The sequence below is a fragment of the Micromonospora sp. NPDC047762 genome (assembly GCF_043204655.1).
In the GTDB taxonomy this organism is placed as follows: Bacteria; Actinomycetota; Actinomycetes; order Mycobacteriales; family Micromonosporaceae; genus Micromonospora.
Window position 1 is genome coordinate 363,635 of sequence record NZ_JBIDCQ010000006.1, and the last position, 24,807, is coordinate 388,441.

The following is a 24,807-nucleotide window of genomic DNA, read 5'->3' on the forward strand; positions in this document are numbered from 1 at the left end:
CTTGTGGGGGAGCCCGGCCGGTGCGGTCGGCGCCGTCGTAGAGCTGTCCGGGGCGAAGCGGGGGGAGGTGCTGCGCACGGGAGAGGTACGGACGGCGTGACCGCGCTCCGCGCGGTCGTCCGCGTGCTCAGCTCGGCAGGCGGCCCCGCGTGGAGACGAAGTGGTAGGACATGACGGCGAATCCGGGGTCACGGAGCAGCCGTCGGAAGGCGTTCAGTTGCTGGGGCGACAGCCCGGCAGCCAGCAGGTCCGGTTCCAACTGGCGGGAGTTGGTCTCGTAGAGCGATGTTCCGGTCGACCCGCCGGCCCAGCTCTGCGAGTGGGTGATGGTGTCCAGGTCGGTCAGACCGGCGAGGGCCATCTCGGTGTGGACGTCCTGCGCCCATCCCAGATCGGCGCCGTGGTCCTCCAGGACACCCATCATGGCGTCCATGACCTGCGCGAAGAGCTTCGCGGCGTCGTCGCTGGGCGCGGTCAACACCCGCTGCGGCGCGGTGCAGTCGAACTCCTCGACCACCAGCCACCCGCCGGGCGCCAGCGCGCCGGTGAGGGTACGCAGGACCCGTCGTCGATCGGGAAGGTGCAGCAGCACCAGCCGGGCGTGGATCAGGTCGAACGCGTCTCCGGGTGGCGCTTCGGTGCGCACGTCGTGCTGGCGTACGTGCAGGTTGCCCTCGGCCACCAGGTGTGTGGGGTCGATGTCGGTGGCCAGCACGTGCCCGTCGTCGCCGACCGCGCGGGCCATCCGCCGGGCCATCGAGCCGCCACCGGCCCCGACCTCCCAGCAGGTCGCGCCGGGCTCCAGCACCGGGCGGGCCAGCCGACGCGTCGTGATCGGATCCAGGAAGGACTCCAGCGCGTGCATCTGGGGAACGGCGTCCGGCGCGCCGTTGTCGAAGGTGTACGTGTCATCGCTCGTAGCGGTTGTCATCGGTGTCTACCTCTCCGTAAAGGGTCGGGTGACTCGAGAAGGGTCGGGTGACTACGGGGTGTCGGCCCAGAGCCGAGGGGTCGCCCTGTTGGCCGGGGGCGGCGCGACGGCGGCGACGCTCAACATCGCCGCCAGTGGGGCCGGATCGCGGCGGGCCTCCGCGGTCGGCCGGTCGTAGACCACCCGGCCGTACTCCAGCACCGCCACCCGGTCCGCGAGCTCGATGGCGTACTGGAGTTGCTGCTCCACGAGCAGCACTGTCAGGCCGTCGGCGGCGAGACCGTTGACGAGTTCGCGGACCCGCGCCGCCAGATCGGGCGAGAGCCCCTCACATGGTTCGTCGAGCAGCAGCACCCGGGGTTGGCCGAGCAGCGCACGAGCTATCGCCAGCATCTGCTGCTCGCCACCGGAGAGTTCGCAGCCGCGGTGCCGCAGCCGCACCGCCAGCCTCGGCAGCAACTCCAGGGTGCGGGCGACCGTCCAGCCTTCGCCGCCGGAGGTGGGGGCCCGCCACGGCGCGGCCGCCAGGTGCAGGTGCTCGGCCACTGTCAGCCGGGAGAAGACCCGTCGGCCCTGCGGGACGAGACCGACGCCGGACTGGGCGATGCGATGCGGTTGTCGGCCGGCGACATGCACACCGCCGATCTCGACGCGACCGCTGTACGCCCGCACCAGCCCGGCGATGGTGTGCACGAGCGTGCTCTTGCCCGCCCCGTTGCGGCCCACCACGGCCTGGATGCTGCCTGGGCGTACCCGCAGGCTGACCTCGTGCAGGACGATTCCCCCGCCGTAGCCGGCGCAGAGACGATCCACAGTGAGCATCAGGCCACCCCGTCGGCGTAGGCCTGCCGCACCAGCGGCGAGGTACGGATCTCGTCCGGTGTGCCGGCGGCCAACGTCTGACCGTCGCGCAGCACCGTGACCGTGTCGGAGAGGGCGTACACCAGGTCCAGTCGGTGTTCGACCAGCAACACGGCGACCGCCCTGGGCAGTGCCTGGAGCACCTCGACCAGCCGGCCGACCTCGACGGCGGACAGCCCGGCCGCCGGTTCGTCGAGGAGCAGCAGGCGGGGGCGGCCGGCCATCGCCATCGCGATCTCCAACTGGCGTCGTTGCCCGTGGGCGAGGTGCCCGGCGGGCACCGCCGCGACGGCACTGAGCCCCATCTGGTCCAGCAGCGGACCGGCCAGGCGCTGTGCGGCGCGTCGGCGGCCGCCGGGCCACCACCGGCCGCCCGGGATGATCCGTGGCAGCGCGGCCACCACGACGTTCTCCGTCGCGGTGAGCGTCGGGAAGACCGCGGGTCGTTGGTGGATGCGGTTGATGCCCCGCCGGGCCCGGGCCGCCGGGCCGAGTCGACCGACGTCCCGTCCGTCGAACCGCACCGTGCCGCGTTGCGGCCGGGTGGACCCGCCGAGGACGTTGAGCAGGGTCGTCTTGCCGGCCCCGTTCGGGCCGATCAACGCGTGCCGCTGGCCGTCGTGGATGCACAGGTCCACGCCGTCGAGTGCGGCGAGCGAGCCGTACCGCACGCTGATTTTCTGGGCTTCCAACAGGCCGGTCATCGGTGCAGCTCCGCAACCTCGGCCTGGTCATGGGCGGCTGGCTGGTTCGGCTGTGGCGTCCCGGCGCCCGGTGGGCGCAGCCGACCCCGGGCCCGGTTGACACCGGTGGGCAGCAGGTAGACAGTTGCCACGAACAGCGCGCCGAGCACCAGTGGCGCATGGCCGGGCAGCACCCCGAACAGCCAGTCCCGGACGGCGATGACCAACGCCGCACCCACCAGGGCGCCACCCACCGAGGCGGTACCACCGATGACGACACCGAGCAGCAGCAGCGCGGACGTGTCGAAGCCGAAGTCGGCGGGGGAGATGTACTGCTGGGCGACGACCAGGAGCGAGCCGGCGGCGCCGGCGATGGCTCCGGCCGCGATGTGCGCGCCGGACAGGTGCAACGCCACCCGGTGACCGCTGGCCCGCAACCGCGTCTCGTCGTCGCGGCCGGCACGCAGCACCAACCCCGCCCGGGTACGCAGCAGCACCAGCACCGCGCCGACCAGCGTGGCCACGACGACCAGGGCGTACAGGTAACGGGCCTGGTCGTTGGCCAGGGCCGGGAGCCCCCAGAACGGGCGAACCGCGGGGATGCCGGCCAGCCCGTCCGTGCCACCGGTCACCGACCGCCACCGCCCCAGGACGATGACGACGAGTTCACCGATGGCCAGGGTGATCATCAGGACGATCACCCCTCGGGCGTGTACGACGAGCGGCACGGTGAGCGCGGCCAGCAGCGCCCCGGCGGCCGCCGCGACGACGAGCTGCACGACGCCGACATCGGAGACCCGGCTGCCGACCACGGCGCAGGCGTATGCGCCAGCCGCGTACGGCGCGGTCTGGCCGAGGGTTGGCATGCCGGCGACGCCGGTGAGCAGGGCCACGCTCACCCCGACCAGGGCCAGCGCCAGCGTCCGGGCGAGGATCGCCGTGGTGTAGTCGTCGACCACCCAGGGCGCCACGACCAGGCCGACCAGGACGAGCGCCGCGATGCCGCCTCGAACTCGCCGGATCACCTCGCCCCTCATGCCGCCCTCCACCTGCCGGCCAGGCCACGCGCCCGCACGGCCAGCACGGCCGCCATGGCGGCGAACAGCAGAAACGGTGCGGCGGACGGCAGCAGCGCCACGCCCAACGTCTGGATCTCGCCGATCGCGAGCGCGGCCAGCAGGGTGCCCGCCATCGACCCGAGACCACCGAGGACGACCACCACCAGGGAGAGCAGCAGCACCGTGTCGGCGGTGCCAGTGCCGGGGCCGATGATGGGCGCGCCCAGCACTCCGGCCGCGCCGGCCAGCGCGCCGGCGGCGGCGAGCACACCGGCCCGGATCCGTGCCGGACTCACGCCCAGACAGGCCACCATCTCCGGGTCGTCGACCGCCGCCCGGACCAGCATCCCGGCCCTGGTACGTCGCACCACCAGGTAGAGGGCGACGGCGAGCACCGCCGCGACGACGATGAAGACCAAGCGGTACGCGGCGTAGCGGTGACCGGCGACCATCACCGACCCCTCCAGGGCTGCGGGCACCTGGACCTGCGGGTTGTCGGGGCCGAAGCCGGCGACGAGCAGGCTGCCGCCGGCCAGCGCCACCCCGAACGTCAGCAGCGCCTGACTCAGGTGATTGCCGGTGGCGACCGGTGTGAGCAGGCCGGCCAGGAGCACCCCCGTCGCCGCGGCGGCCAGCACACCGACAGTCAGCGCCAACGCCAGGCTCACCCAGCCGCCGTCGAGCAGTGCCGCGGCGGTGTACCCGCCGATCGCGTAGAGCAGGCCGTGCGCCAGGTTGAGGATGTTGGCGACGCCGAAACAGAAGACCAGGCCCGAGGCGGCGACGAACACGAGCAGCCCGTAGGCGACTCCGTCCAACGCCGGGATCAGGTACGGGTCGATCCGGTTCGTGCCGGCCGCCACCACTATCACCGGCCGACGGTCGCGAGGTCGCCCACGACGGTGTTGGACAGCGCCCGGCCGTCCTGGCGGACCTGCCGCAGGTACCACTTCTGCACGGGAGAGTGCGTGGTGGTGGAGAACTGCCAGGTGCCACGCGGGCTGGCGATCTGGCCGAGTTGGCCGATGGCCGTGTTGATGGCCTCGGGGGTCGGGTCGTTCCCGGCCGCGCCGATCGCCCGGTCGAGCACCGCCGCCGCGTCGTACGAGGCCAGCGCGTAGGTCGTCGGCGAACCGTCGTGCTTCGCCTTCCACGCGGCCACGAAGGCGCGGTTCTCCGCGTTGTCGAGGTCGGGCGAGTAGTTGAGCACCGAGTAGATGTCCCGGGCGGCCTCGCCCTGCGCGTTGAGTACGCCGCCCTCGGTGAGGAACCCGGCCGCGTACAACGGGATGTCCTTGATCTCGGACTGGGCATACTGCTTCACGAAGTCGACGGCGGCGCTGCCGGCGTAGAAGGTGTAGACGGCCGCCGCGCCGGAGGCCTTGATGCGGGCGAAGTACGGCAGGAAGTTGGTGGTGGCGGGGAACGGAGTGAAGGTCGTCTTGCCGTCGGCGTTCGCGAGCTTCCCGCCGATCTTGCCGAAGGCGTCGGTGAAGCCGCGCAGCTCGTCCCAACCGCCCTGGTAGTCCGGGCCGATCGCGTACACGGAGCCCTTGACGTTGTCGCGGACGTGCTGGGCGATCGCCGCCCCGGGCTCGTCGGAGAGGTACGAGGTGTGCCAGACCCGGGAGACGTCCTTGAGCTCCGGCCGGCCGTTGGAGCCGACCAGTGGCACCTTCGTCTCGTTGAGCAGAGGGGTGACGCCGGCGACCGAGCCGCCACCGACGATGCCGGTGAGCGCGGACACCCGGTCCTGCTTGAGCAGCTTGGTCGCGGCCGGGACGGCGGTCTGCGCGCCGTTGCCCTCGTCCGCGACGACGAGGTCGACCTGCCGGCCGCCCAACTTGCCGTCGTGGGTGTCCAGGTAGAGCTGGAAGCCGTCGCGGATCTCCGTGCCAACAGCCTGGTACGTCCCGGACAGCGACGCGAGCAGGCCGATCTTTATCGAGCCGCCGGCGCTCGTGCCCGGAGCGTCGTCGCCGCAGGCGGTGCTGGTGGTCAGCACGGCGGCGAGCAGCGCGGCGGTAAGGGCACGGCTGCGCCAAGGCGTGGTGAGAGGCATGTCTAACTCCAGGGGAAGGGAAGGGTCTCCGGCGTGGGGGCGCCGGGGTGGTCAGCGGCTGCGGGCGAGCGCCGCCCGGGCAGCGGGGGTCAGCGCGTCCCCGATGCGGTTGGCCAGCTCGGTCATCTCGTAGGAGACCTTGCCCACGTCACACTCGGGCGCGGCGAGCACCAGCAGCGAGGCGCCGTCGTTGAAGGCCATGGAGAACATGAACCCGCCCTCGAGCTGGGTGACGTTCGAGATCACCGCGCCGGCGTCGAAGAAGGCCGCCGCCCCCCGCAGCAGGCTGACCAGCCCGCTACCCGTGGCGGCCAACTGGTCGGCCCGGTCCGGTGGCAGGTCGCGGGTGGCGGCCACCATCAGGCCGTCGCTGGAAATGGCGATCGCGTGGCTGACCTCGGTCGCGCGCGCCGCGAAATTGTCCAGCAGCCAGCCGAGATCCTGTTGGTCGGTCACGTGCTCTCCTGTCGCGTCATTTGTTACCGAGGTTGATCGGGGTACGCCGTCGGTTGGCCACGCCCCGTGCGTACGCGGCCATCGCCGTGGCCACCTGCGCCGGGTCGCGGTACTCGGACCGTTGCTGCTGCTGGGGCACTGTCACAGCGCCGGGCACGAGGTGCCGTTGCGGCTGGCGTTTGGGCAGGCCGGAGTTGGTTGTCGTGGCGACCTCGGGGGTGTGGGCCTGGGCGGCGGTACGCCAGGCGTCGTCGGCGGGGCTGGACCACTGCTGGCCGTTCTGGCCGTTCTGGCCGTCGACGACGTCGTTCTGGAACCAGTGGTTGACCTGTTCGAAGATGAGCAGCTCCTCGGTGGGCGCGTCACCCCGGTCCGGCGGTGGGGGAGCCGGTCGGAAGACCGGCGCGGCCGGCAGGGTCCGTTCGGTCGGCGGGCGGCCGGCGGTGGGCTCGGGGCGGGGCTGGTACGGCGGCGGCGGGCTGGGCGTGCGAGCTGCCCGCCGCGACAGCCGGCCGGGTGCGAGCAGGTACTCCTCCGGTGGCAGCGACCGGATGATCGCCGCGGGCAGTGTCGCCTCGGCGAGGATGCCGCGTCGGGGGCCGCGTCGCAGTTGGACGGTGACGCCCAGCCGCGCCGCGAGCTGGCCCACGACGACCAGCCCCATCGCCCGTACGGCGGCCACGTCGATGGCCGGCGGGTGCGCCAGCAGCTCGTTGAGTTGCTGCATCCGCTGCGTGGACAGCCCCACGCCCTCGTCGCTGATCTGGACGATGACGCGGTCTCCCAGACTTCGGCCGCTCACCCAGGTCTCGCTGCCCGGCGGCGAGTACGTCGTGGCGTTGTCCATGAGTTCGGCGAGCAGGTGCACGACCTCGTCGACGGTCTTGGCAGCCACCGCGACGTCCCCGTCGATCATGCCGAGTCGGACCCGTGCGTAGTGCTCGATCTGGGACAGCGCTGCCTGGAGCACCTGCTGCAGCGGAACGTCGCGCTGGCGTACGCGCCCCACGCCGACACCGCCGAGCACCAGCAGGCTGGCGTTGATCCGGCCCATCCGGGTCGCCAGGTTGTCCAGTGTGTACAGCTGGTCGAGCCGGTCGGGGTCGGTTTCGTCCCGCTCGACCAGGTCGACCTGGGCCAGGACGGCGTCGACCAGTCGCTGTTCGCGGCGGCTCAGGTGGATGAAGATGTCGGCGGTGTTGGCGCGCATGACGGCCTGTTCGGCGGCGGTCCGCACGGCGGCCTGGTGCACGGCGCTGAACGCCTGCCCCAGTTCGCCGATCTCGTCGTCGCTGGACGGTTCGAGGGCGGCACTGGACTGCTGGTGGGCCAGCTTGTGTGGGTCGACGGCGGCGCTGCCGGGCTGTTGGAGCTGGGCCACCACGGCGGGGAGCTGTTCGAAGGCAACGGCGTTGGCCGCGTCCCGCAGCCGGCGCAGCCGTCGGGTGATCTGCCGTGCGACGGCCCAGGTCACCAACGCGGTCAGGATCAGGGCCAGGAGGACACTGGCCGCCTCTGCGACGGCGCGGCGGCGCTGGTCGGCGTGCGCGGCCCGAACATCGTCGCGGACCGCGTTGTCGACCCGGGCGCGCAGGTCGGCCAGCCGGGCGGCGCGCGTCTGGGTGGTGGACACCCAGTCGTCGGTTTCCAGTTTCAGTTGCGACCCCGGCTGGGCCCGGGCCACCTCGTCCTGCATCCGTTGCAGGGCCAGCGCCTCCTTGCCGGTGCCGGCCTGTTCCCACCAGATGCTCCAGTCGGGTGGGGCCAGGGCCAGGAACGACAGGCTCGACTCGGTGTAGCTGGTGCGGGCGGCGGTGATGTCCTGCTGCATGGCCGGCGTCAGTTCGCCGCCCGCGACGGCGCGCAGCACGGCCACCTGTTGCTGACCGATGGCCTCGGCCGTCTTCGACAGCGCCGCCGAGGCCCGGATCCCGTCGGCGAGTGGGGCGTCCACCACGCCGTGTGAGACGTTTTCCCGGAAGTTGATGAGGTCGGCGATCGCGATTCGGTAGCTGAAGGTCATCGCTGACACCGACGCGTGCGTGGCGGTGCGCACCTGGGTGCGCAGTGGGGCGAGGCCGTCCAGGGCGGCGTCGATGCGCCGCAGGAGAGCCGAACTGGTGCCGTTGTCGGTGGCCAGTCGGTCACGCTGCCCGCGGTAGCGGGCGACGGCGTCATCGGTGGCGGCCATCTCCGCGCCGAAGGCGTCCTGCTGCTCCGGCCGGGCGTAGGTGAGCAGGTCGGCGGCGGCGATGCGTTCGCGTTGCAGGCGGTAGGCCAGGTCGCCGGCCTCGGCACCGACCTGGGCCAGGACCTGCAGGTCGCTGGCGCGGGCCGTCTGGCGTGCGCTCTCGGTCAGTGCGAGACCGGCGAAGCCGATCACGGCGACGAGCGGGGCCGCGACGATGAGCCGCATCCGGCCGGCTATCTTCCAACCGCGTCGGCGGGTCGGGTAGGGTCTGGCCGCGTGGGACCGGGTGCTCGACGCCAAGATTGACTCCCACGACTTCGATGACGGTCTATCCGCACGTTGCCGAATGCAAGTCCCATTCGGCCGGAAGCCGCGCTCGTAGACCAGACCTGGCCGTGGTACAAACTGCCCGTACCAGCATCTGTACCCAACGTCAGCGACCGGTGACGCCGCGAGGTCGAGCTGACTCGTCGGGTCAGCGCTGGTTGTCGAGGGGTTCGGCCGACGGGTGCCGCCGCTCCGGCTCATCCGGTTCGGGTTGACCGTTGAGCACCTGGCCGATCAGCTCACGCAGCTCGTCGATCGCGTCCACCACGGCGCCCGGGTCGCGCGCGTCACGCCGGCCGCGCTGGCGCGGCACCTGCCGATCCAGTCGAGCCGGCTCCGGGGCGCGGGGGCCTCGGCGACCGTCGGCCGCCAACTGCTCGGCCGCGACCTGCGGCCACAGCGCGGCCAACTGTCCGCCGGTGCCGAGCACGTCGTCGCAGCGCAGGGCGAACTCGTGACTGCCGAACCGGCGACCTGACTCGACCGCCGCGACCGTCTCCCGGCTGAACCGCACCAGGTCCGCCAGGGCTCGTTGGGTCAGACCCCGTTGGACGCGGCAGTCGCGCAACTCCCGTCGGAACCGCTGACTGGCCGCAGAGTGAGCCGAGCTCGACGGGGACGTGTGCTCCATGCGCTCACCTTCGTGGAACGGACATTCAGCGGCGGACGCCAGATCGAGATTGGCCGATGAGCCGAACATTCACAGAGGGCAATTCTTAACCCAGGAAGCGATGGGTGTGAAGACGTTCACCGGCATGGATCGTCGGGAAAAGCCGGAAAGATTCTCGCCGGACCCGGTGCCAGAGCTGAGGCGCGCCGGGTGGAACGTGCCGACGCCAACCCACCCCACCCTCGACCCGTCCGCAGGTCAGCACCGCTGGAGCCGGTGCCCGCTCAGCCCGCGCGCACTTCGGCCGTCGCGCCGTTCCGTGCCGCCGGCACGTCGGTGGGCGCCGGGACGTCGATTATCGCGAGCAGCGTGCGGTGCGCACGAAACGCGACATTGGGTTTGTACGACCGATGTTGCTCCGGTGACAACCTCAGCTCGGGAATGGCTTCGGCGAGCCGGATGAGGGCGATTACGGCTTCAAGTCGCGCCAGTCCCGCGCCGATGCAGAAATGTGGACCGTGGCCGAACGACAGGTGATTGCCCACATCGGCCCGGTGTAGGTCGAACCGGTCCGGATCATGGAACGCCGCCGGGTCCCGGTTCGCCGCGCCGATCAACAGCAGGCAACGCTCCCCGGCGGGGATCGTCACCGTCCCCAGCGTGACATCGCGGGTGGTCACCCGCAGCCAGCCGTCGATGGCGGGCGCGAACCGGAGCGTCTCACCCACGAAGGCGGGGGCGAGCCCCGGGTCCGCGGTGATCGCCGACCAGCGCTGGGGAGCGGAGAGGGCCTGGTCGAGGGCGTGCGCGAGCAACCCGGCGGTGGTCTCGTGGCCCGCGACCAGGAGGTTGAAGGCGAGGCTCGCCACCTCGGGCACCGTCAGCACGCTGTCGTCGTCGTCCCGGTAGTCCAGGGCGCGGCTGATGAAGTCCTCGCCCCGGTGTCCACTGTCCACCCGCTGGCGGACCAGGTCCTCGCAGTAGTGCCAGAACTCCAGCAGGCCCTGGGCCAGGCGTACCTGCTCGGCCGGGTCGGGCTGCCCCCAGATGAGGGCGATCTGCCCGTCCGCCCAACTCCGGATCCGTCCGATGTCGGCGTCGGGCACCCCGAGGATGTCCAGGACCACCAGCAGGGGAAGCTCGGTCGCGAACTCCGGGATCAGGTCGACCTGGTCGCCCTGGCGGGCGGCGAGACGGGACACCAGTTGGTCGACCCGGCGTCGGATGATCGCGCCGTACTCTGCCTCGACCCGCTCGGCGGTGTTCGCGAAGGTCGCCCGCAGGGCCCGCCGGGTACGCGGGTGCGCCGGTGGGTCCGCGGCGGCCGTCGTGGGTGGTGCGTCGATCTGCATGATGACGTTCAGCGCCGGTGGACACACCTCGTAGACCGGGGCGAGGGTGAGGGCGTTGGCGAATGTCGTGGCGTCGGCGAGGGCCCGTCGGACGTCCGCGTGCCGGCTGATCAGCCACAGGCCCAGATCCTCGGCGTAGTGCACCCCGGCGGGATCGTCGAGAATGCGCCGCCACATGCTTGCTGGATCGGCGAGATAGACCCCGGTAAACGGATTCAACCGCATGGAAAGCCTCCTGGTGCAAGCGGCGCTAAACCGGCAGCGCCCCATTGGCGATCCACTTCAGTCTGGCCGATAATGGCGTGCATCTGCCTCTGGCTCTTTACGGTGCGCTGGTAGGCCGTACAAGTCAAGATTGGTTATCGTCTATCTATTGGTCGGCATAATTGCGTGTTGCAACAGCCGAGTGAATCTGGCCGCATGCAAGTTGCGGCTCGGTCCTTGCCCTGAAGCCGACCTGGCCGGGCGGTGCAATCAACCCGCCGCTTTCGCTCCTGATCGGGGAAACGACACCCGAGACGAGGAGTGACGCCGGGGTCCGGTCACCGACCGCTGCCGAAGACCCTGGCGCTGATGAAATCGGTCGGCGAAGTCGGCCCCGCGACACCGCCCACGCCTCGCGGGGGCTCCGGTCCACGCCGGAACCCCCGCCCTTCTCCTGTCGTGACGGCCCGGTCAGTGCCCAGCGGTCAGGGCGCCCACGGGGTGGCGACGTTCCACGTGCTGTCGGCGGTCCACGACGTCGGCGTGTTGTACGCGTCGCCGCCGGTGCCGTTGCTGAGCCAGACCTCCGCGTTGTAGTGCCGCAGGTACTTCCCGCGGAAGTTGTACGACTCCAGTGACACGCCGGTGCCGGTCAGCCCGGTGCGGGTGCACCAGGTGGCGTCGGCGCGCAGCAGCGCGGAGCCGTCGTCCGGTGAGTTGCGGACCCGGGAGTTCTGGTGCCGCAGGTACTGCCCGGGGAAATTGACCGACTCGAACGAGTAGCAGCCGGTACCGGCCAGGCCGGGCCGGATGGTGTACGTGGCGTCGGCCTTGAGCAGGCTGGGGCTCGCGGCGTCGACCACCTCGGTGTAGGCCAGGCTGTCCTGGTGGCGTAGGTAGCGGTTGGTGAAGCCGGGCGTGGTCACCTGCAACGACCGGCGGGTGTTGACCGGCAGGGCGACGGGCGCCGAACTGCCGATCGTCTTCGAGGCGTTGATCAGGGCGGTGTTGGCGGCGCGTACCCGCGCCTGGTCCATTTTGATCACCTGCCGGTCGTAGGTGAGGAAGCCGTTCAGCTCGCCCTCCAGGTCGGTGATCTCGGTGTAGATCGAGGCGCTGAGCCCCTTGCCGAGCATCAGGTTCTGGGTGCCCTGCACCAGCCCCACGTACCGGTCGGTGAGGGCGGTCGAGCTGGACTGCCACTCGTACGCGAAGAAGCTGCCGTTCGGGCTGTACTCGTGGGCCGGCGTGTGCAGGCCCAGGCCGCCGAACTCGCCGAGCACCGCGATCCGGCTGCTCGACGGTACCGGGGAGTCCGGGCCGAGGTAGACGTGCCAGTCGTCGATGTCGCCGTTGCCGGGGTTGCCGAGCGACTGGCAGCAGTTGTGGCCGCTGTGCGGGTTGACCAGACGGGTCGGATCCTGGTTCTTGATGTTCTGCGCGACCCGCCGGGTGTCGGCGAGGGACCGCTCGCCCCAGCCCTCGTTGTAGGGCGTGTACGCGATCACAGCGGGTGAGCTGCGGTGCTCGTCGACGATCTCGCGTGCCTCGGCCTCGAACTGCGCCTGCTGGGCGTCGGTGGGGTTGACGTCCTGTGCGGTCAGCGACGGGATGTCCTGCCAGACCAGCAGGCCGAGCCGGTCGGCGTGGTAGAACCAGCGCTGCGGCTCGACCTTGATGTGCTTGCGCACCATGTTGAAGCCCAGGTCCTTGTGTTTCTGCAGGTCGAAGACGAGGGCGGCGTCGGTGGGCGCGGTGTAGAGCCCGTCCGGCCAGAAGCCCTGGTCGAGGGTGCCGACCTGGAACACGAACTGGCCGTTGAGCTTGGGACGCAGCACCCCGTTGACCAGGCCGGTGGTGATCTCCCGCATGCCGAAGTAGTGCGTGGTCCGGTCCACTGTGGCGCCGGCCGCGTTGCGCAGGCTCACCCGCAGGTTGTAGAGGAACGGGTCGTCGGGTGACCAGCGGCGGGCGTTGGGCACCGGCACGCTGAAGTCGGTGAAGGCGCCGGTGGCCGAGCCGACCACTGTGGTGCCGTTCAGCGCCTCGGCGAGCACGCTGTGGCCGCTCACGTCGCCCCGGGTGAAGACCCGGACCCGCAGGGTGTTGTTGCCCAGGTTCGGGTAGACGTCCACGCTGCTGATCGAGGCGGCGGGCACCGGCTCCATCCACACCGTCTGCCAGATGCCGGAGCTGGGGGTGTAGAAGATCCCGCTGGGTGTCTTGGTCTGCTTGCCGATGGCGGGCAGGCTGCCGTTCTGCCGGGTGTCGGTGGGGTCCCAGACCTTGACGACGATCTCGTTCGTCCCGGCGGTGAGCTGGGGCGTCACGTCGAAGGTGAAGGCGTCGTAGCCGCCGGTGTGCGCGCCGACGCGGACACCGTTGACCCAGACGGTGCTCTGCCAGTCGACGGCGCCGAAGTGCAGCAGGGTGCGCCGACCCGACCAGTTCGCCGGGATGGTGACGGTGCGTCGATAGAACAGGTAGTTGCGGTTGTCGTTGGCGGCCCGCTGGATGCCGGACAGGGCGCTCTCCACCGGGAACGGCACGTTGACCCGCTCGGGCAGGTTGGTGCCGAACTGCGGCGCGTCGTCGGTCGTCGACTGGCGTAGCTGCCACTCGCCGTTGAGGTTGAGCCAGTCCGGCCGCGTCATCTGGGGTCGCGGGTACTCGGGCAGTGGGGTGCCGGTCAGGGCCTGGCTGGTCCAGGGGGTGGTCAGTGGTGGCGTCTTGGCCGGTGCGGCGTACGCCGGCGAGGCGGGCGCGGTGAGGACGCCGGCGACCAGGGTGAGGATGAGCAGCAGTGGCAGGGCGGGGCGGATGGGGACGTGACGTGTCATGCCGTCTCCGGGGGGCGAGTCGCCGCGGGCGGTGCAGCCAGGCCCGAAGCGCGTGGGTGGTGGGCATCGGGTGGTCATTGACGGGGGACGGGCGTCAGCGACGGATGTCGGTGGGATCTCCACGCGCCAACGGCGGCGAAAAGATTGACATCCATCATCACCTGTATAACGTTATAGGGCCGCGTCGACCCTCCCGTCAATGCCTGTTCATCAATGTCCGGTCGGCTCGCCTGTCGAATTCGCGAAAGGTTGGGGATGGGCGTCAACCTGAAGGACATCGCCCAGCGCGCCGGTGTCTCGCTGGCCACGGTCTCCAACGTGGTGAACGGGTACCGGCCGGTGGGGGAGCGGACCCGACAACGGGTGCAGCAGGCGATCGACGAACTCGGCTACAGCCCCAACCTCGGCGCCCGGCACCTCCGTCGGGGCCGTACCGGCCTGATCGCCCTGGCCGTCCCGGAACTGACCAACCCGTACTTCGCCGAGCTCGCCGAGATCGCCATCTCCGAGGCCGCCGTGCTCGGCTACACGCTCGTCATGGAGAACACCGCAGCGGACCGGGAGGCGGAGTTGGCGCTCCTCGACGGCTCGCGACAGCGCATCATCGACGGCCTGATCCTCAGCCCGGTGCGCATCGGCCGGGAGGAGGTGCTGGCCCGGTCGGCCGGCAGCCCACTCGTGCTGATCGGCGAGGGCGTCTACGACGTGCCGCACGACCACATCGCCATCGACAACGTCGCCGCCAGCCACGCGGCGATCCGGCACCTCGTGGCGATCGGCCGCCGCCGGATCGCGTTCATCGGCGCCACGCCGGGAGGTGACCGGCAGTCGGCGCACCTGCGGGTCCGGGGTTACCGGGAGGCCCTGGCGGCCGCCGGTCTGCCGTACCGACAGCGGCTGGTCGCCGGCACCGACGCGTTCGGTCGGCTCGACGGCATGCGCGCCATGCGTGACCTGCTCGCCCTCGGTGATCCGCCGGACGCGGTGTTCGGTTACAACGACCTGGTCGCCATCGGCGCGTTGCGGGCGCTGGCCGAGGCCGGTCACCGGGTGCCCGAGGACGTCGCGGTGGTCGGGATCGACGACATCGAGGAGGGACGGTTCACTGCCCCGACCCTCACCACGATCGCCCCGGACAAGAGGGAGATCGGCCGTCTCGCGGTGCGCCGCCTCGTCGCCCGCATCGAGGGCGCGGAGGTCGCGGGGCCGCTGACCGTGCAGACACCGTTCCGGCTTCTCCGCCGGGAGAGCACCGGCACGCCGGACGCCTGACCACCGGCGCCGCGCGCCGTGCGAGATCCATACCGCCGGTGGTACGACCCAGAGAGGATGACCCGCTAGATCCATATACCTCAATATGATGACCGCTATCTCGACTGCGGTGCGCTCACGAGGCGTGCCATCCTGATGCGGAGGAATGCATGGTTCGCTGGCGTACCCTCACTGGCCTGCTGGCCACCGCGTTGGCCGCGGTGACCGCGGCCAGCCTCACCCTCACCGCGCCGGCCGCCGCGGCCGACAGCCCCATGACGCCGAACGTCGTCGGTGGCACCCGCGCCGCGCAGGGCGAGTTCCCGTTCATGGTCCGTCTCTCGATGGGCTGCGGCGGGGCGCTGTACAGCCCCCGGCTGGTACTCACCGCGGCGCACTGCGTGGGCGCGACCGGCACCAACACCAGCATCACCGCGACGCTCGGGACGGTCGACCTCCAGTCGTCCAGCCGGATCACCGTCCGGTCCAACTACGTCTACCGCGCCCCCGGCTACAACGGCGCCGGCCGAGACTGGGCGCTGATCCGGCTGGCCAGCCCCGTCACCGGACTGAGCACGCTGCCGATCGCCAGCACCACCGCGTACGACAGCGGCACCTTCACCGTGGCCGGCTGGGGCGCCGCCCGCGAGGGCGGCAGCCAGCAGCGGTACCTGCTCAAGGCGACAGTGCCCTTCGTCAGCGACTCCACCTGCAACGCCAACTACGGCGGGGATCTCATCCCCGCCCAGGAGATCTGCGCCGGCTATGCCAGCGGCGGCACGGACACCTGCCAGGGCGACTCGGGTGGCCCGATGTTCCGCCGCGACGCCTCCAACGCCTGGATCCAGGTCGGCATCGTCAGCTGGGGCAACGGCTGCGCCCGGCCCAACTACCCGGGTGTCTACACCCAGGTGAGCTACTTCGCCTCGTCCATCGCCTCGGCCGCGGCGAGCCTCGGCGGCTGACCGTACGACGGGACGGCCATCCAGCGCGTTGGTCGCCCCGCCACCGCTCGGGCGGCCCGGACGACACGGTCCGGGCCGCCCGTTCGTGCCGTCCGCCCGTCCGGCGGCGAGTGGGCCACCCGACAGAAACGGCGGGCCGTCACTGCGCCGTCGTCCGCAGCGGCGATGATGGGCCGGTGAAGATCCTGTCCATTCAGTCGTCTGTCGCCTACGGCCACGTCGGCAACTCGGCGGCGGCCTTTCCGCTGCAACGCCTCGGGCACGAGGTCTGGCCGGTCCTGACCGTGCACTTCTCCAACCACACCGGGTACGGGGCGTGGCGCGGCCCGCTGCTCCCGGCGGCGGACGTGGCCGAGGTGATCGCGGGCATCGAGGACCGAGGGGTCCTCGGCAGCGCCGACGCGGTGCTCTCCGGCTACCAGGGCGACCCGGCCATGGGCGCGGTGATCCTCGACGCGGTCGCGACGGTGAAGGCGGCCAACCCGGCCGCGGTGTACTGCTGCGACCCGGTGATGGGCGACGCCGGCCGGGGCATGTTCGTCCGGCCGGGGATTCCGGAGTACCTACGGGACACCGTCGTGCCCCGTGCGGACATCATCACGCCGAACCACTTCGAGCTGGACTTCCTCGCCGGTCGCACCACGAACTCGCTCGCCGAGGTGCTGGACGCGGTCGACGTGGTGCGGGCGACCGGGCCACGGCACGTCCTGGTGACCAGCGTGCTCCACGGCGACCTGCCCCCGGACTCGCTGGAGGTGGTGGCGGTCTCCGACGAGGGCGCCTGGGCGGTGACCACGCCGCTGCTGCCGATCAATCCGAACGGTGGGGGCGACGTCACCGCGGCGCTGTACCTCGCCCACCTGTGGACGACCGGCTCACCCGCGACCGCGTTGGAACGCACCATCGCTTCCGTCTACGCCGTGCTCGAGGCGACTCTCGCGGCGGGCACCCGGGAGATCCAGCTGATCGCGGCGCAGGACGTGATCGCCGACCCGCCGGCCCGGTTCGCCGCCCGCCGGCTGCGCTGACGGCGGGTCCCGGACCGGCTGCGTCGCCGACGGGCGCGGACCGCTGACCGGTGGCGGTCAGCGACCCTCGGGAACGGCCATCTCGCCGAGCAGCGACCAGTCCTCCTGCGGCACGGTGGCGTTCACGATCCGCGGGGTCTCGGCCAGGTACGGCGGCAGGGTCTCCTGGGCCGTGCGGAAATGCGCGGACTGCACGTGGGCCCCGCCGGCCTGGTCGTCGCGGAACGCCTCGACCAGCACGTACTCGGTGGGATCGTCCACGCTGCGGGACCAGTCGAACCACAGGCAACCCGGCTCCGCCCGGGTCGCCTCGGTGAACTCGGCGGCGATCTGCGGCCACCGGTCGGCGTGCTCGGCCAGGACCCGGAACTTGGCGGTAATGAAGATCATGGCCCCAGGCTACCCAGCCGGGCGGGCACGGGCGACGACCTCCTCGGGTGTCAACGGCGCCTTCGGGTGGTGCGTCAGGCACAGCGGGGTACGGACCTTCACGAACGAGAACCCCTCCCCGGCGGCGTAGAACTCGCCACTGTTGAGCAGGCCGATGTCCGGCAGCCGCCCGCCCTTGGCCTCGGCGAGCTGGCGGGCCGCGTCGATCTGGGCCGGCGCGTTGAGCAGCCCGAAGAACTGCGTCGTCGCGTTGCCGGAGATCTGGTTGTGCAGACCCTTGGGCGCCTGGGTGGCGAAGACCAGCCCGAGCCCGTACTTGCGGGCCTGCGAGGCCAGCGCGATCGAGCTGGCGGTGCAGGCAGTGGTGCCGGTCGAGGGCACGAGCGTCTGCGCCTCGTCCATCACGAACAGCCCGCCCAGCGGCCGGTCACCGGCGGGGTGCCGCTTGATCCACGCGAAGAGCGCCATCTGCAACTGGTTGACGAAGCTCTGCCGCTCCTGGTCGGAGGTGAGGCCGACGAAGCTGATCACCGAAACCCGGGCCCGCCGCCCCGCCGACGGCGTCAGCAGCAGCCCCGGGTCGGCCGGCGCGCCGACCCCGCCGAAGAGCGGATCGGTGACCATCGCCGCCTTGAGCGCCTCGGCCAACTCCTCGGCGAGCTTCCCGGCACGGGCCAGCCGACTGACCCCCTCGGGCAGATCGGTGAGGAACTCGGTGAAGCCGGGCAGGCCGACCATCCCGCTACGCGCGTACGCCTGGAGTGCCTCGGTGAGCACGGCCTTGCCCTGCTGGGCGAGCCGGCCGGAGCGGTCCACGCCCGCCCGTGGCGCGAGCGCCTCCACGGCGGAGCGGACGGCCTGGTCGAACTCGTCGGGCCAGTCCCGCAGGGAGGTGAAGTCGGGCAGCGGCTGGAAGCTCAGCGGCCGACCGGCGGTGACCCGGGGCGTCCACACCACCACCTCGGTATGTGCGAGGTAGTCGGCGGCGCGTTCGGCGTCGCCGGGGCCCCAGCCGGCCGGCGGGTCGGGCCACGGGTCGCCGAGCCGGGCCAGGTCGTTGTTGGGGTCGAGCACGATCGCGGAGACCCCCTCGCGGGCGCACTCCTCGACCAGCCGGCGGATCAGCACCGTCTTGCCCGAGCCGGAACCGGCGAACACGACGGCGTGGCGACGCAGCGACTCCAGGGGAACCGTGAAGGGGTGAGCGCCGTCGACGGTCCGGCCCAGCCCGACCGCCCGACCGCCCTCGCCGACGACGAGGTCGGCCTGGTCAGCGGGTACGGCCTCGGCCGCCGCACCGGTCGACACATCGGCGGGAGCGTCGGCCTCCGACACCTGCGACGGGTCGGATTCGGGACCACCGGACGGTGGCTCGTCGTCGTGCGTCGGCGGCTGGGCACCGCCGCGCGTTCCGTCGGGCCCGGGCAGGACCGCGCGGAACAGTTCGGTGCCGCTGGCCGGACGGCGGGCCACCAGCCACTCCTGCAGGGTCGTGGACGGTTCGGCCGCCATCACCCGCAGGGCGGCGAAGACCCGCAGGTCCGCCTCCGACACGGCACACCGCAGGCCGCCGGCCGCGTCGAAGCCGGTCAACACCTCGGTCGTACGCTTCCCGGTCGGCCACGGACCGTTGCGCAGCAGGATCAGCCGCCGTTGTGGCAGGTCCCGGTCCAACCCGGCGAGGGTGCAGGCGGCCTTGACCCGGGCGGTGACGGCGATGGCATTGGGGTGCGCGATGGCCCGGAAGCACCAGTGCGCCTCGTTCTCGGTGGCCTCGTCGAGCACCTCGATGAGCCGCCCGTGCAGCGCGGGCTTACGGCCGGGCGGCGGATCGTACTTGTAGGTGGCGCCGGTCGGCGCCTGCTCGGCGATCCAGGCGGCGAGGCCGGCGGCGAGCAGCGGCGGCATGTGTTCGTCCTCGCCCGTCGGGTCGACTGCGGCCGACACGTCCGCGGCCTCGACCAGTTCGGCGAACCGCGCGTCCAACTCGTGCAGGCGGCGCTCGTCCGTCGTCGGATCGGCGGAGGCGCCACGGGCGGTGCTGACGGTCGGCGTCGAGTCGGCGCCGTCGATGAGCCGATCCAGCTCGATCACGTCGTCGCGATCACGGCACCAGGCGATGTGGCGGTCCACCCGGCGGAGCAGGGCGCGTGGCGTCAGGGTGGGTGCGTCGGCGAAGGCGGCGGGGGCGATCGGCCAGGTGGGGTGCGGTGGCCCGAAGTACATTCCCGCGTAGGCGGCGGCGAGGCGCTTCGCCACGATGGCCTGCCCGATCTCCGGGGTGGGGATCCGGTCCGGCAGATGCGCCGTACGGAAGCGGTCGGCGACCGGGGTGGGCGCGGTGCGGGTCATCAGCACCCAGGTGTCCGGCAGGCACGAGACGACGACGAGCGTGCGGCGGGTGATGTCGCGGAGCTTGAGCAGGCCGTCGGCGATCGGGCCGAGCACCCTGGCCTGGCCGTCCTCCAGACCCTGATGCTGGTTGAGCAGCGAGGTGCTGGTCTGGGCGAACAGCGTGTCGAGCTGGTCGACGGCGATGACAGTGGGGTCCAGGGTCAGGGCCATCAGCCGGGAGATGTCCTGCACGACCTGCTGGGGGGTGCGGATCGCGGCGCTCAGTCCCCACGCCGCCCGTGCGGCCGGGTCACCCGGTTCGGAGATCAGGTGGGCGTAACCGACGTCCTGTGCCTCGAAGTCGATGGCGCCGTGCAGGACGAGCGCCCGAGCGGTGTCCTGGGCGTCCCGCCCGACCTCCCGATCGCGCTCGCGCAGCGCCCAGATGAAGGTGTCGAGGTGCGCACGGGTCACCGGTCGGGTGCCGGCGACCGCGTCGCGCACCTCCACCGGCAGGCCGAGCTGGGGGGTGAGTCGACGCAGGAAGGTCTTCAACTGGGTGCCCCAGCCGACGTGGGGGCGGCCCATCCCCTCCACCAGGGCCAGGGCCACGCTCTCCCAGAACGTCTTGCCACTGACCATGTCGACGAGGAAGAAGTAGCCGCCGTCGCCCTGGATCCGTTCGCGGACCGCCCCGAGCAGGTGCGTCTTGCCGGCGCCCGCGCGGCCCTGCATGGCCACGCCGAGCGGCATGCTCGTGTCGTCGGTGCGGGCCCGCGCCACCCCGCGCAGGATCTCCGCGGCCACCTTCTCGTGCAGCTCCGGCACGTTGTGTGGGCTGGGTCGCCAGACGTCGTCCGGGGTGACCGCCGGGTTGAGACTGACCGCGTCCAGCGCGGCCCGATGGTCCTCCGAGATCATGCCGGGCCGATCGCCAGGGCGTGGTTGTCCTCGTTCCCGATGCGCACGGCCGCAGCCCGGTCCCGTGGGGTCAGTGACTTGGTGTTCGCCACCGGGATGATGCGGACGTCCTCTCGGCCGACCATCGCCCGCAACGCCGCGTCGAGGGCTGCCCGGTCGGTGTCGGCGAGTCGGTCGCGGACGTCGGCGAGGCCGACCCACGCGCCCGGCGCGGTGGCCAGATCCCGGTACGCCGAGCGGACCAGCGCCTCCACCTCCGCCGCGGACACCGGTGCGGCCGTCGCCGCTGTCGTAGTGGGTGCCGGTACTTCGGGTCGCGGCTCGCTGAGGGAAGCCGTTGCCCCGGTCTGCTTGAAGAAGTCGCCGTGGCTGACCCGGAGCCGGTCCAGCGAACGGTGCAGGTTGGACAGGACGGCGAACAGGGACCGGGTCGTCGAGCCACCCGCCTTCGGCGGCGCGGCGGTGTGCAGCTGACGTGCCACCCGCCAGCCCTGCTCGGTCAGCTCGTGGGCGAACGGCCGGTGCGTCCGATCGGTGTCGACCAGGCCCAGGTCGACGAGCTTCGCGTTGTCCTTGCCGGTCAGTGTGAAACCGGCCAGCTCTTTCAGCTCGACGTTGGTGAGTCGGCGTGCCTCGACCATCAGCACCACGAGGGCGTTGATCTGGTTCGGCGTCAGGTGCGGGACGTCCGCCGGGCTCGTCATGATGTCTCATCTCCATGGGGGTGCGTGCCGCCCGCACGTCGCCGGGCCAGCAGCCGACGGATCCCGTCGACCACCGCCGGCGCGTCGGTGAGCACCTGCTCGTTGGTGAAGCGGAGCACGTCCAGCCCGAGGAGTTGCAGCTGCACGTCTCTCCGCCGGTCGTTGGCGAAAGCGATTCGCCCACGATGCTCCGGGCCGTCCACCTCGACCGCAAGACCCTCCGTGGGCCAAAACAGATCCAGACGGTACGCCGCGGCCAGGACGTGCCACTCGAAGGTCTGGTTCCACCGCCGGCCCCGCGCCCAGTCGTGCGGCGCGAGGGCGCGTTCCAACGCCTGTTCGGCGGGGCTGTCACCACGGGGTACGCCGGCGATCGGCGGCCAGGCCAGCACCGTCGACTTCGGCTCGGCGGCGGTGGCCGGGAGCCGTTCGGTAGTGCCGGCGAGACCGCTGAACCGCTCCGGCACCGGCATCGGCACCGCGCGCACCCGGTCGGCGTGGCGCAACGGCCCGCCGGCCAACCACACTGTGAAGCCACCGTGCCGCACGAGCCACTCGGCGGCGGCCACCAGCGTCCGCTCGGCGTCGGCGTCCAGGTCAGGCAGGGCCACGACCAGCACGCAGCTCTCCCGGTCGTACGCGCCGGAGATCACCCGGGCGAGCCCGGCGGCGCGTACCCCCGGGGCGAAGCGGGACCGGCCGGCGGGGCGGCGCGGGCCGCGCAGCCCTCGCTCGGCGAGGTCGGCCAGGAACGGCCCGAAGTGCCGGGAGCGGGCGGCGGTACGGGCCGCGAGTGCCCGCACCGCCGCCACACTGAGCGCGCCCTCGCTGTCAAGATGGTCGGCCCCCGTCAGCCAGCGGGGGAACATCGCGAGGGCGGCGGTGTCCAGTTGGTCGAGCAGAGTGTCCACGAGGTCACCGAGAGAACCCGTCACAGTGGGCCGGTAGTGCACCATCGCGGGGGCTACCGGGGGTAACGGGTCGAGTGCCACCCGCAGCAGTTCCGGGTCGATGCCCGGCAGGTGACTGACCCGCCCCGTCGGCGGGGCCGCCCACCAGGCCCTGCTGGCGTCGCCGTCGGCGCGGACGGGGTGTGCCATGGCGGCACCCTACGACAGCGACGGGCGCGGCCGGGGACCCCTCGGTGGCGAGAGGCCCCGGCCGCGCCCGCCGCTCAGCGCAGCCGGCGGATGTCGCCGTACGCGCGGTAGTAACCACCGCGGCTGGACTCGCGCACCTCGGTCACCAGATAGCGGGCGCCCGGCTCGCGAATCCCCTTGGGGAACTGCACCGACCAGTCGCGCCGGTAGCCGTCGGAGAGAACCTGAACCCGCAGCCGCCCCCGATCGTCACGACACTGCACGACCACGCCCGCGCCCGAGTCGCTGGTCACCTCGACGATCGTCGGTTGCACCGGCTGGGGCGCCTGGCGGGGGGCCTTGATGTCGCGTACCTCGGGCACGTTTCCGGCCTGCGCGGCGCGGATCGCCGGCTCGCTCGCGTCGATGCAGGCCAGATGGCCGCCGGTGGTGACGACGTAGAGCCGGTCGTCGTGGTATTGCATGGAGTACGCCGAGCCGCAGCCGGTGCCGAGCTTCCACAGCCGGGTGCCCGCCGCGTCGAAGCAGTAGATCGAGGACTGGCTGTCACCGGCGAAGACGTACTCGCCGCCCTCGGCGGTGGCGCAGGAGAAGACCGGGGCGTCGCAGCGGTAGGTGCGGTCGAGCCGTCCCGACTTGGACAGCCGCACCACCTCGCGGGTGCCCGTCCCGGCGAACACACTGCCGTGCTCCTGCCAGCCGAAGAGCACCGAACCGGTGGTGGTGTGCCACAGTTCGCTGCCGGTACGCCACTCGTAGCCGGTCACGCCTCGCGAGTGGCCGTGGTAGATGGCGTCGTCGTCGCACCGCACCATCCAGGCCGAACGCCCGCGACCGGGGCGACGCCACAGGAACTCGTCCTCGTGGTCGACCGCGGTGATCCCGCCGTCGGCGTCGGAGACGCCGAGGACGCCGTCGTGGATGTCCAGCCAGTAGATGTCGATCTCCGGGGCGATCGCGTACGCCACGCGGGGCACCTTGCCGGACAGGTCGTAGACGTTGCCGTCGTCGCAGCCGGCGTAGATCCAGGCGTCGTCGGCGACGATGCACTTGACCCCGTCGGGAAGGCGGACCTGGCTGCGCACCTGGGCGTTGTGGTCGAGCGTGGTGATGACTCCGTGCTCGTTGCCGACCATGCAGTGCTGCCCGTCGACGAAGATGCCGAAGGCGGGGGCGCCGGAGTCGTAGCGCCAGAGCACCGGGGCGGTGTGGGCGGTGGAGCGGGTGCTGACGATCTGCCGCCGCGACACGGTGCGCTTCTGGCGCACGCCGGGGACCGCCGGCGCGTAGCCCTTGCGGACCTTCTCCCCGATCTTCTTCGCCGCGGCGGCCCGAGCCCGGGCGTTGTCCGGATAGGCGCTCGCCTTGACCTGCCCCTGGTCGCCGATCCGGCCGTAGCGCACCGTCAGCGTGGCGTTGTCGACGATGACCTCGTAGAACTTGTGCGCACCGTCCACTTCGGACAGTTCGAGGTAGGTCGTCTCCTGGGACATGGGGGGCCTCCGAGGGTCAGCGAGCGGCGCGATCCGGCCGGCGCGGCGACAGTGACCACACGTTAACGGCGACCCCCGACAGAACCGGCGTCCGGCCAGCGCAGCGCGTCGTCGCGGAGCACCGCGTGCGCGCCGACGCTCTGGTTGACGATCTGCGTCACCCGCACGTCGACGGCGATGCTGGCCAGCGCCACCGCGTCCGGGCGGCTGAGGCCGTGCAGTCGCTGCATCAGGGTCAGCATCGAGTCCAGGGCGGTGAACGTGGCGGCGTCGAGGGTGGCGCCGACGCCCATGGTCAGCCACGCGTCGGGGGTACGGGCCACCGGGCCGGTGACCGGAAAGTCGTCGCGTACGTCGATGGTCAACGTCACCTCGTCCATCGGACACTCGATCGCGGTGCCGCCGACCTCGCCGTCACCCTGTACGGCGTGCCCGTCCCCGACGGAGAAGAGCGCGTCGTCCACCGGGATCGGCAGCAGCAGGGTGGTGCCGGCGGTGAGGTCCCGGCAGTCCAGATTGCCGCCCCACGGGCGCGGTGGGGTCGTCGAGTGCAGCCCCGGCTCAGCGGGTGGCATGCCGAGCACTCCCATGAAGGGTCGCAGCGGAACAGTGTGCCCGTGCTGGTTGCGGCCGGTCATCGTCACCGGGTCCAGCGTCCAGGCGTGCACCACCTGGTGATCCTGCACGCCGTAATGCTTGTTGAACTCGCTCGGCCAGCCGCCGGCCACTGTGGTTCCCCAGCTGCCCGGGACGACCGCGTCGATGCGTACCGCGAGGGTCTGACCAGCGCGCGCACCGCGGACCGCGACCGGACCGATCAACGCGTGTCCGTAATCGGGGCGGTGCTGCGGCACCCGGGGCCGGTCCCGGTTCGGCCCGCCGGGGTACGGGCCGGCGGACCACCAGCAGTCCAGGGTGCGACAGGTGACGGTGTCGCCGGGATCGATGGTGAGCACGGGCGGGAGATCGGGGGAGAAGTGGCCGTGCAGGCTCTCATTCCCCGGGGTGAGGGTGTGTCGCATCTGTGCAGGCTAGTGGCAGCTGGT

The 24,807-nt window shown here is 71.6% G+C and carries 20 protein-coding genes; 3 read left to right on the forward strand and 17 right to left on the reverse strand.

The genetic code is table 11. From position 1 onward, the window contains the following. Positions 1-127: 127 nt before the first annotated feature. From ACGF3C_RS20920 to ACGF3C_RS20970, 11 genes are all read right to left on the reverse strand, one after another. A complete protein-coding gene (locus ACGF3C_RS20920; RefSeq protein ID WP_357231304.1) occupies positions 128-931 on the reverse strand; it encodes a methyltransferase domain-containing protein in 804 nt (267 codons plus the stop codon). Between the two features lie 51 nt (positions 932-982). Next, the gene (locus tag ACGF3C_RS20925; protein ID WP_357231307.1) at positions 983-1,753 is read right to left on the reverse strand and encodes an ABC transporter ATP-binding protein; all 771 of its coding nucleotides are present in this window, start codon (positions 1,751-1,753) and stop codon (positions 983-985) included. Beyond that, positions 1,753-2,496: an ABC transporter ATP-binding protein gene (locus ACGF3C_RS20930; protein ID WP_393224325.1), complete on the reverse strand. Its 744-nt coding sequence runs from the start codon at positions 2,494-2,496 to the stop codon at positions 1,753-1,755. Before ACGF3C_RS20930 ends, ACGF3C_RS20925 begins: the two co-directional genes overlap by 1 nt. Continuing rightward, entirely contained in the window at positions 2,493-3,512 is a 1,020-nt protein-coding gene (locus ACGF3C_RS20935; RefSeq protein WP_393224328.1) for a branched-chain amino acid ABC transporter permease, read from the reverse strand. The genes ACGF3C_RS20930 and ACGF3C_RS20935 overlap by 4 nt, the downstream gene beginning before the upstream one ends. Further along, a complete protein-coding gene (locus ACGF3C_RS20940) occupies positions 3,509-4,405 on the reverse strand; it encodes a branched-chain amino acid ABC transporter permease (protein WP_357231316.1) in 897 nt (298 codons plus the stop codon). Before ACGF3C_RS20940 ends, ACGF3C_RS20935 begins: the two co-directional genes overlap by 4 nt. Continuing rightward, entirely contained in the window at positions 4,402-5,595 is a 1,194-nt protein-coding gene (locus ACGF3C_RS20945) for an ABC transporter substrate-binding protein (RefSeq protein ID WP_357198683.1), read from the reverse strand. The genes ACGF3C_RS20940 and ACGF3C_RS20945 overlap by 4 nt, the downstream gene beginning before the upstream one ends. Positions 5,596-5,646: 51 nt before the next feature. Next, complete coding sequence (locus tag ACGF3C_RS20950; RefSeq protein WP_030490280.1) at positions 5,647-6,051, reverse strand: roadblock/LC7 domain-containing protein; 405 nt, start codon at positions 6,049-6,051, stop codon at positions 5,647-5,649. A 16-nt stretch (positions 6,052-6,067) separates the two neighbouring features. Then, positions 6,068-8,467, reverse strand: coding sequence for a nitrate- and nitrite sensing domain-containing protein (locus tag ACGF3C_RS20955; RefSeq protein WP_393224333.1), 2,400 nt, complete (start codon positions 8,465-8,467; stop codon positions 6,068-6,070). A 250-nt stretch (positions 8,468-8,717) separates the two neighbouring features. Next, positions 8,718-9,200, reverse strand: a complete 483-nt coding sequence (locus tag ACGF3C_RS20960) for a helix-turn-helix transcriptional regulator (protein ID WP_357233695.1) — start codon at positions 9,198-9,200, stop codon at positions 8,718-8,720. Between the two features lie 263 nt (positions 9,201-9,463). Further along, positions 9,464-10,756 carry a cytochrome P450 gene (locus ACGF3C_RS20965; protein WP_393224336.1) on the reverse strand — a complete coding sequence of 431 codons (1,293 nt, stop codon included), beginning with the start codon at positions 10,754-10,756 and terminating at the stop codon, positions 9,464-9,466. Positions 10,757-11,220: 464 nt separating this feature from the next. Then, on the reverse strand, positions 11,221-13,575 hold the full coding sequence (locus ACGF3C_RS20970) for an AbfB domain-containing protein (protein WP_393224339.1): 2,355 nt from the start codon (positions 13,573-13,575) through the stop codon (positions 11,221-11,223). Positions 13,576-13,830: 255 nt separating this feature from the next. Here ACGF3C_RS20970 and ACGF3C_RS20975 point away from each other — a divergent pair, with 255 nt between their 5' ends. The 3 genes from ACGF3C_RS20975 (at position 13,831) to pdxY (ending at position 16,819) form a co-directional block, all read left to right on the forward strand. Further along, positions 13,831-14,847, forward strand: coding sequence for a LacI family DNA-binding transcriptional regulator (locus ACGF3C_RS20975; RefSeq protein ID WP_357229685.1), 1,017 nt, complete (start codon positions 13,831-13,833; stop codon positions 14,845-14,847). Between the two features lie 149 nt (positions 14,848-14,996). After that, positions 14,997-15,791, forward strand: a complete 795-nt coding sequence (locus tag ACGF3C_RS20980) for a serine protease (protein ID WP_357229687.1) — start codon at positions 14,997-14,999, stop codon at positions 15,789-15,791. A gap of 176 nt (positions 15,792-15,967) precedes the next feature. Then, positions 15,968-16,819: a pyridoxal kinase PdxY gene (gene pdxY, locus ACGF3C_RS20985; RefSeq protein ID WP_357229689.1), complete on the forward strand. Its 852-nt coding sequence runs from the start codon at positions 15,968-15,970 to the stop codon at positions 16,817-16,819. Between the two features lie 57 nt (positions 16,820-16,876). On the opposite strand, the gene ACGF3C_RS20990 is transcribed toward pdxY, so the two are convergent. The 6 genes from ACGF3C_RS20990 to ACGF3C_RS21015 form a co-directional block, all read right to left on the reverse strand. Then, positions 16,877-17,209 carry a putative quinol monooxygenase gene (locus ACGF3C_RS20990; RefSeq protein ID WP_030490272.1) on the reverse strand — a complete coding sequence of 111 codons (333 nt, stop codon included), beginning with the start codon at positions 17,207-17,209 and terminating at the stop codon, positions 16,877-16,879. Between the two features lie 9 nt (positions 17,210-17,218). Further along, a complete protein-coding gene (locus ACGF3C_RS20995) occupies positions 17,219-20,464 on the reverse strand; it encodes an ATP-binding protein (protein ID WP_393224344.1) in 3,246 nt (1,081 codons plus the stop codon). Further along, positions 20,461-21,168 carry a hypothetical protein gene (locus tag ACGF3C_RS21000; RefSeq protein ID WP_393224347.1) on the reverse strand — a complete coding sequence of 236 codons (708 nt, stop codon included), beginning with the start codon at positions 21,166-21,168 and terminating at the stop codon, positions 20,461-20,463. The genes ACGF3C_RS20995 and ACGF3C_RS21000 overlap by 4 nt, the downstream gene beginning before the upstream one ends. Further along, the gene (locus ACGF3C_RS21005) at positions 21,165-22,268 is read right to left on the reverse strand and encodes an endonuclease domain-containing protein (RefSeq protein WP_393224350.1); all 1,104 of its coding nucleotides are present in this window, start codon (positions 22,266-22,268) and stop codon (positions 21,165-21,167) included. The genes ACGF3C_RS21000 and ACGF3C_RS21005 overlap by 4 nt, the downstream gene beginning before the upstream one ends. Before the next feature lie 74 nt (positions 22,269-22,342). Further along, complete coding sequence (locus ACGF3C_RS21010; RefSeq protein WP_357260858.1) at positions 22,343-23,761, reverse strand: PQQ-binding-like beta-propeller repeat protein; 1,419 nt, start codon at positions 23,759-23,761, stop codon at positions 22,343-22,345. Positions 23,762-23,823: 62 nt separating this feature from the next. Beyond that, on the reverse strand, positions 23,824-24,783 hold the full coding sequence (locus tag ACGF3C_RS21015) for an acetamidase/formamidase family protein (RefSeq protein ID WP_393224353.1): 960 nt from the start codon (positions 24,781-24,783) through the stop codon (positions 23,824-23,826). Positions 24,784-24,807 lie beyond the last annotated feature (24 nt).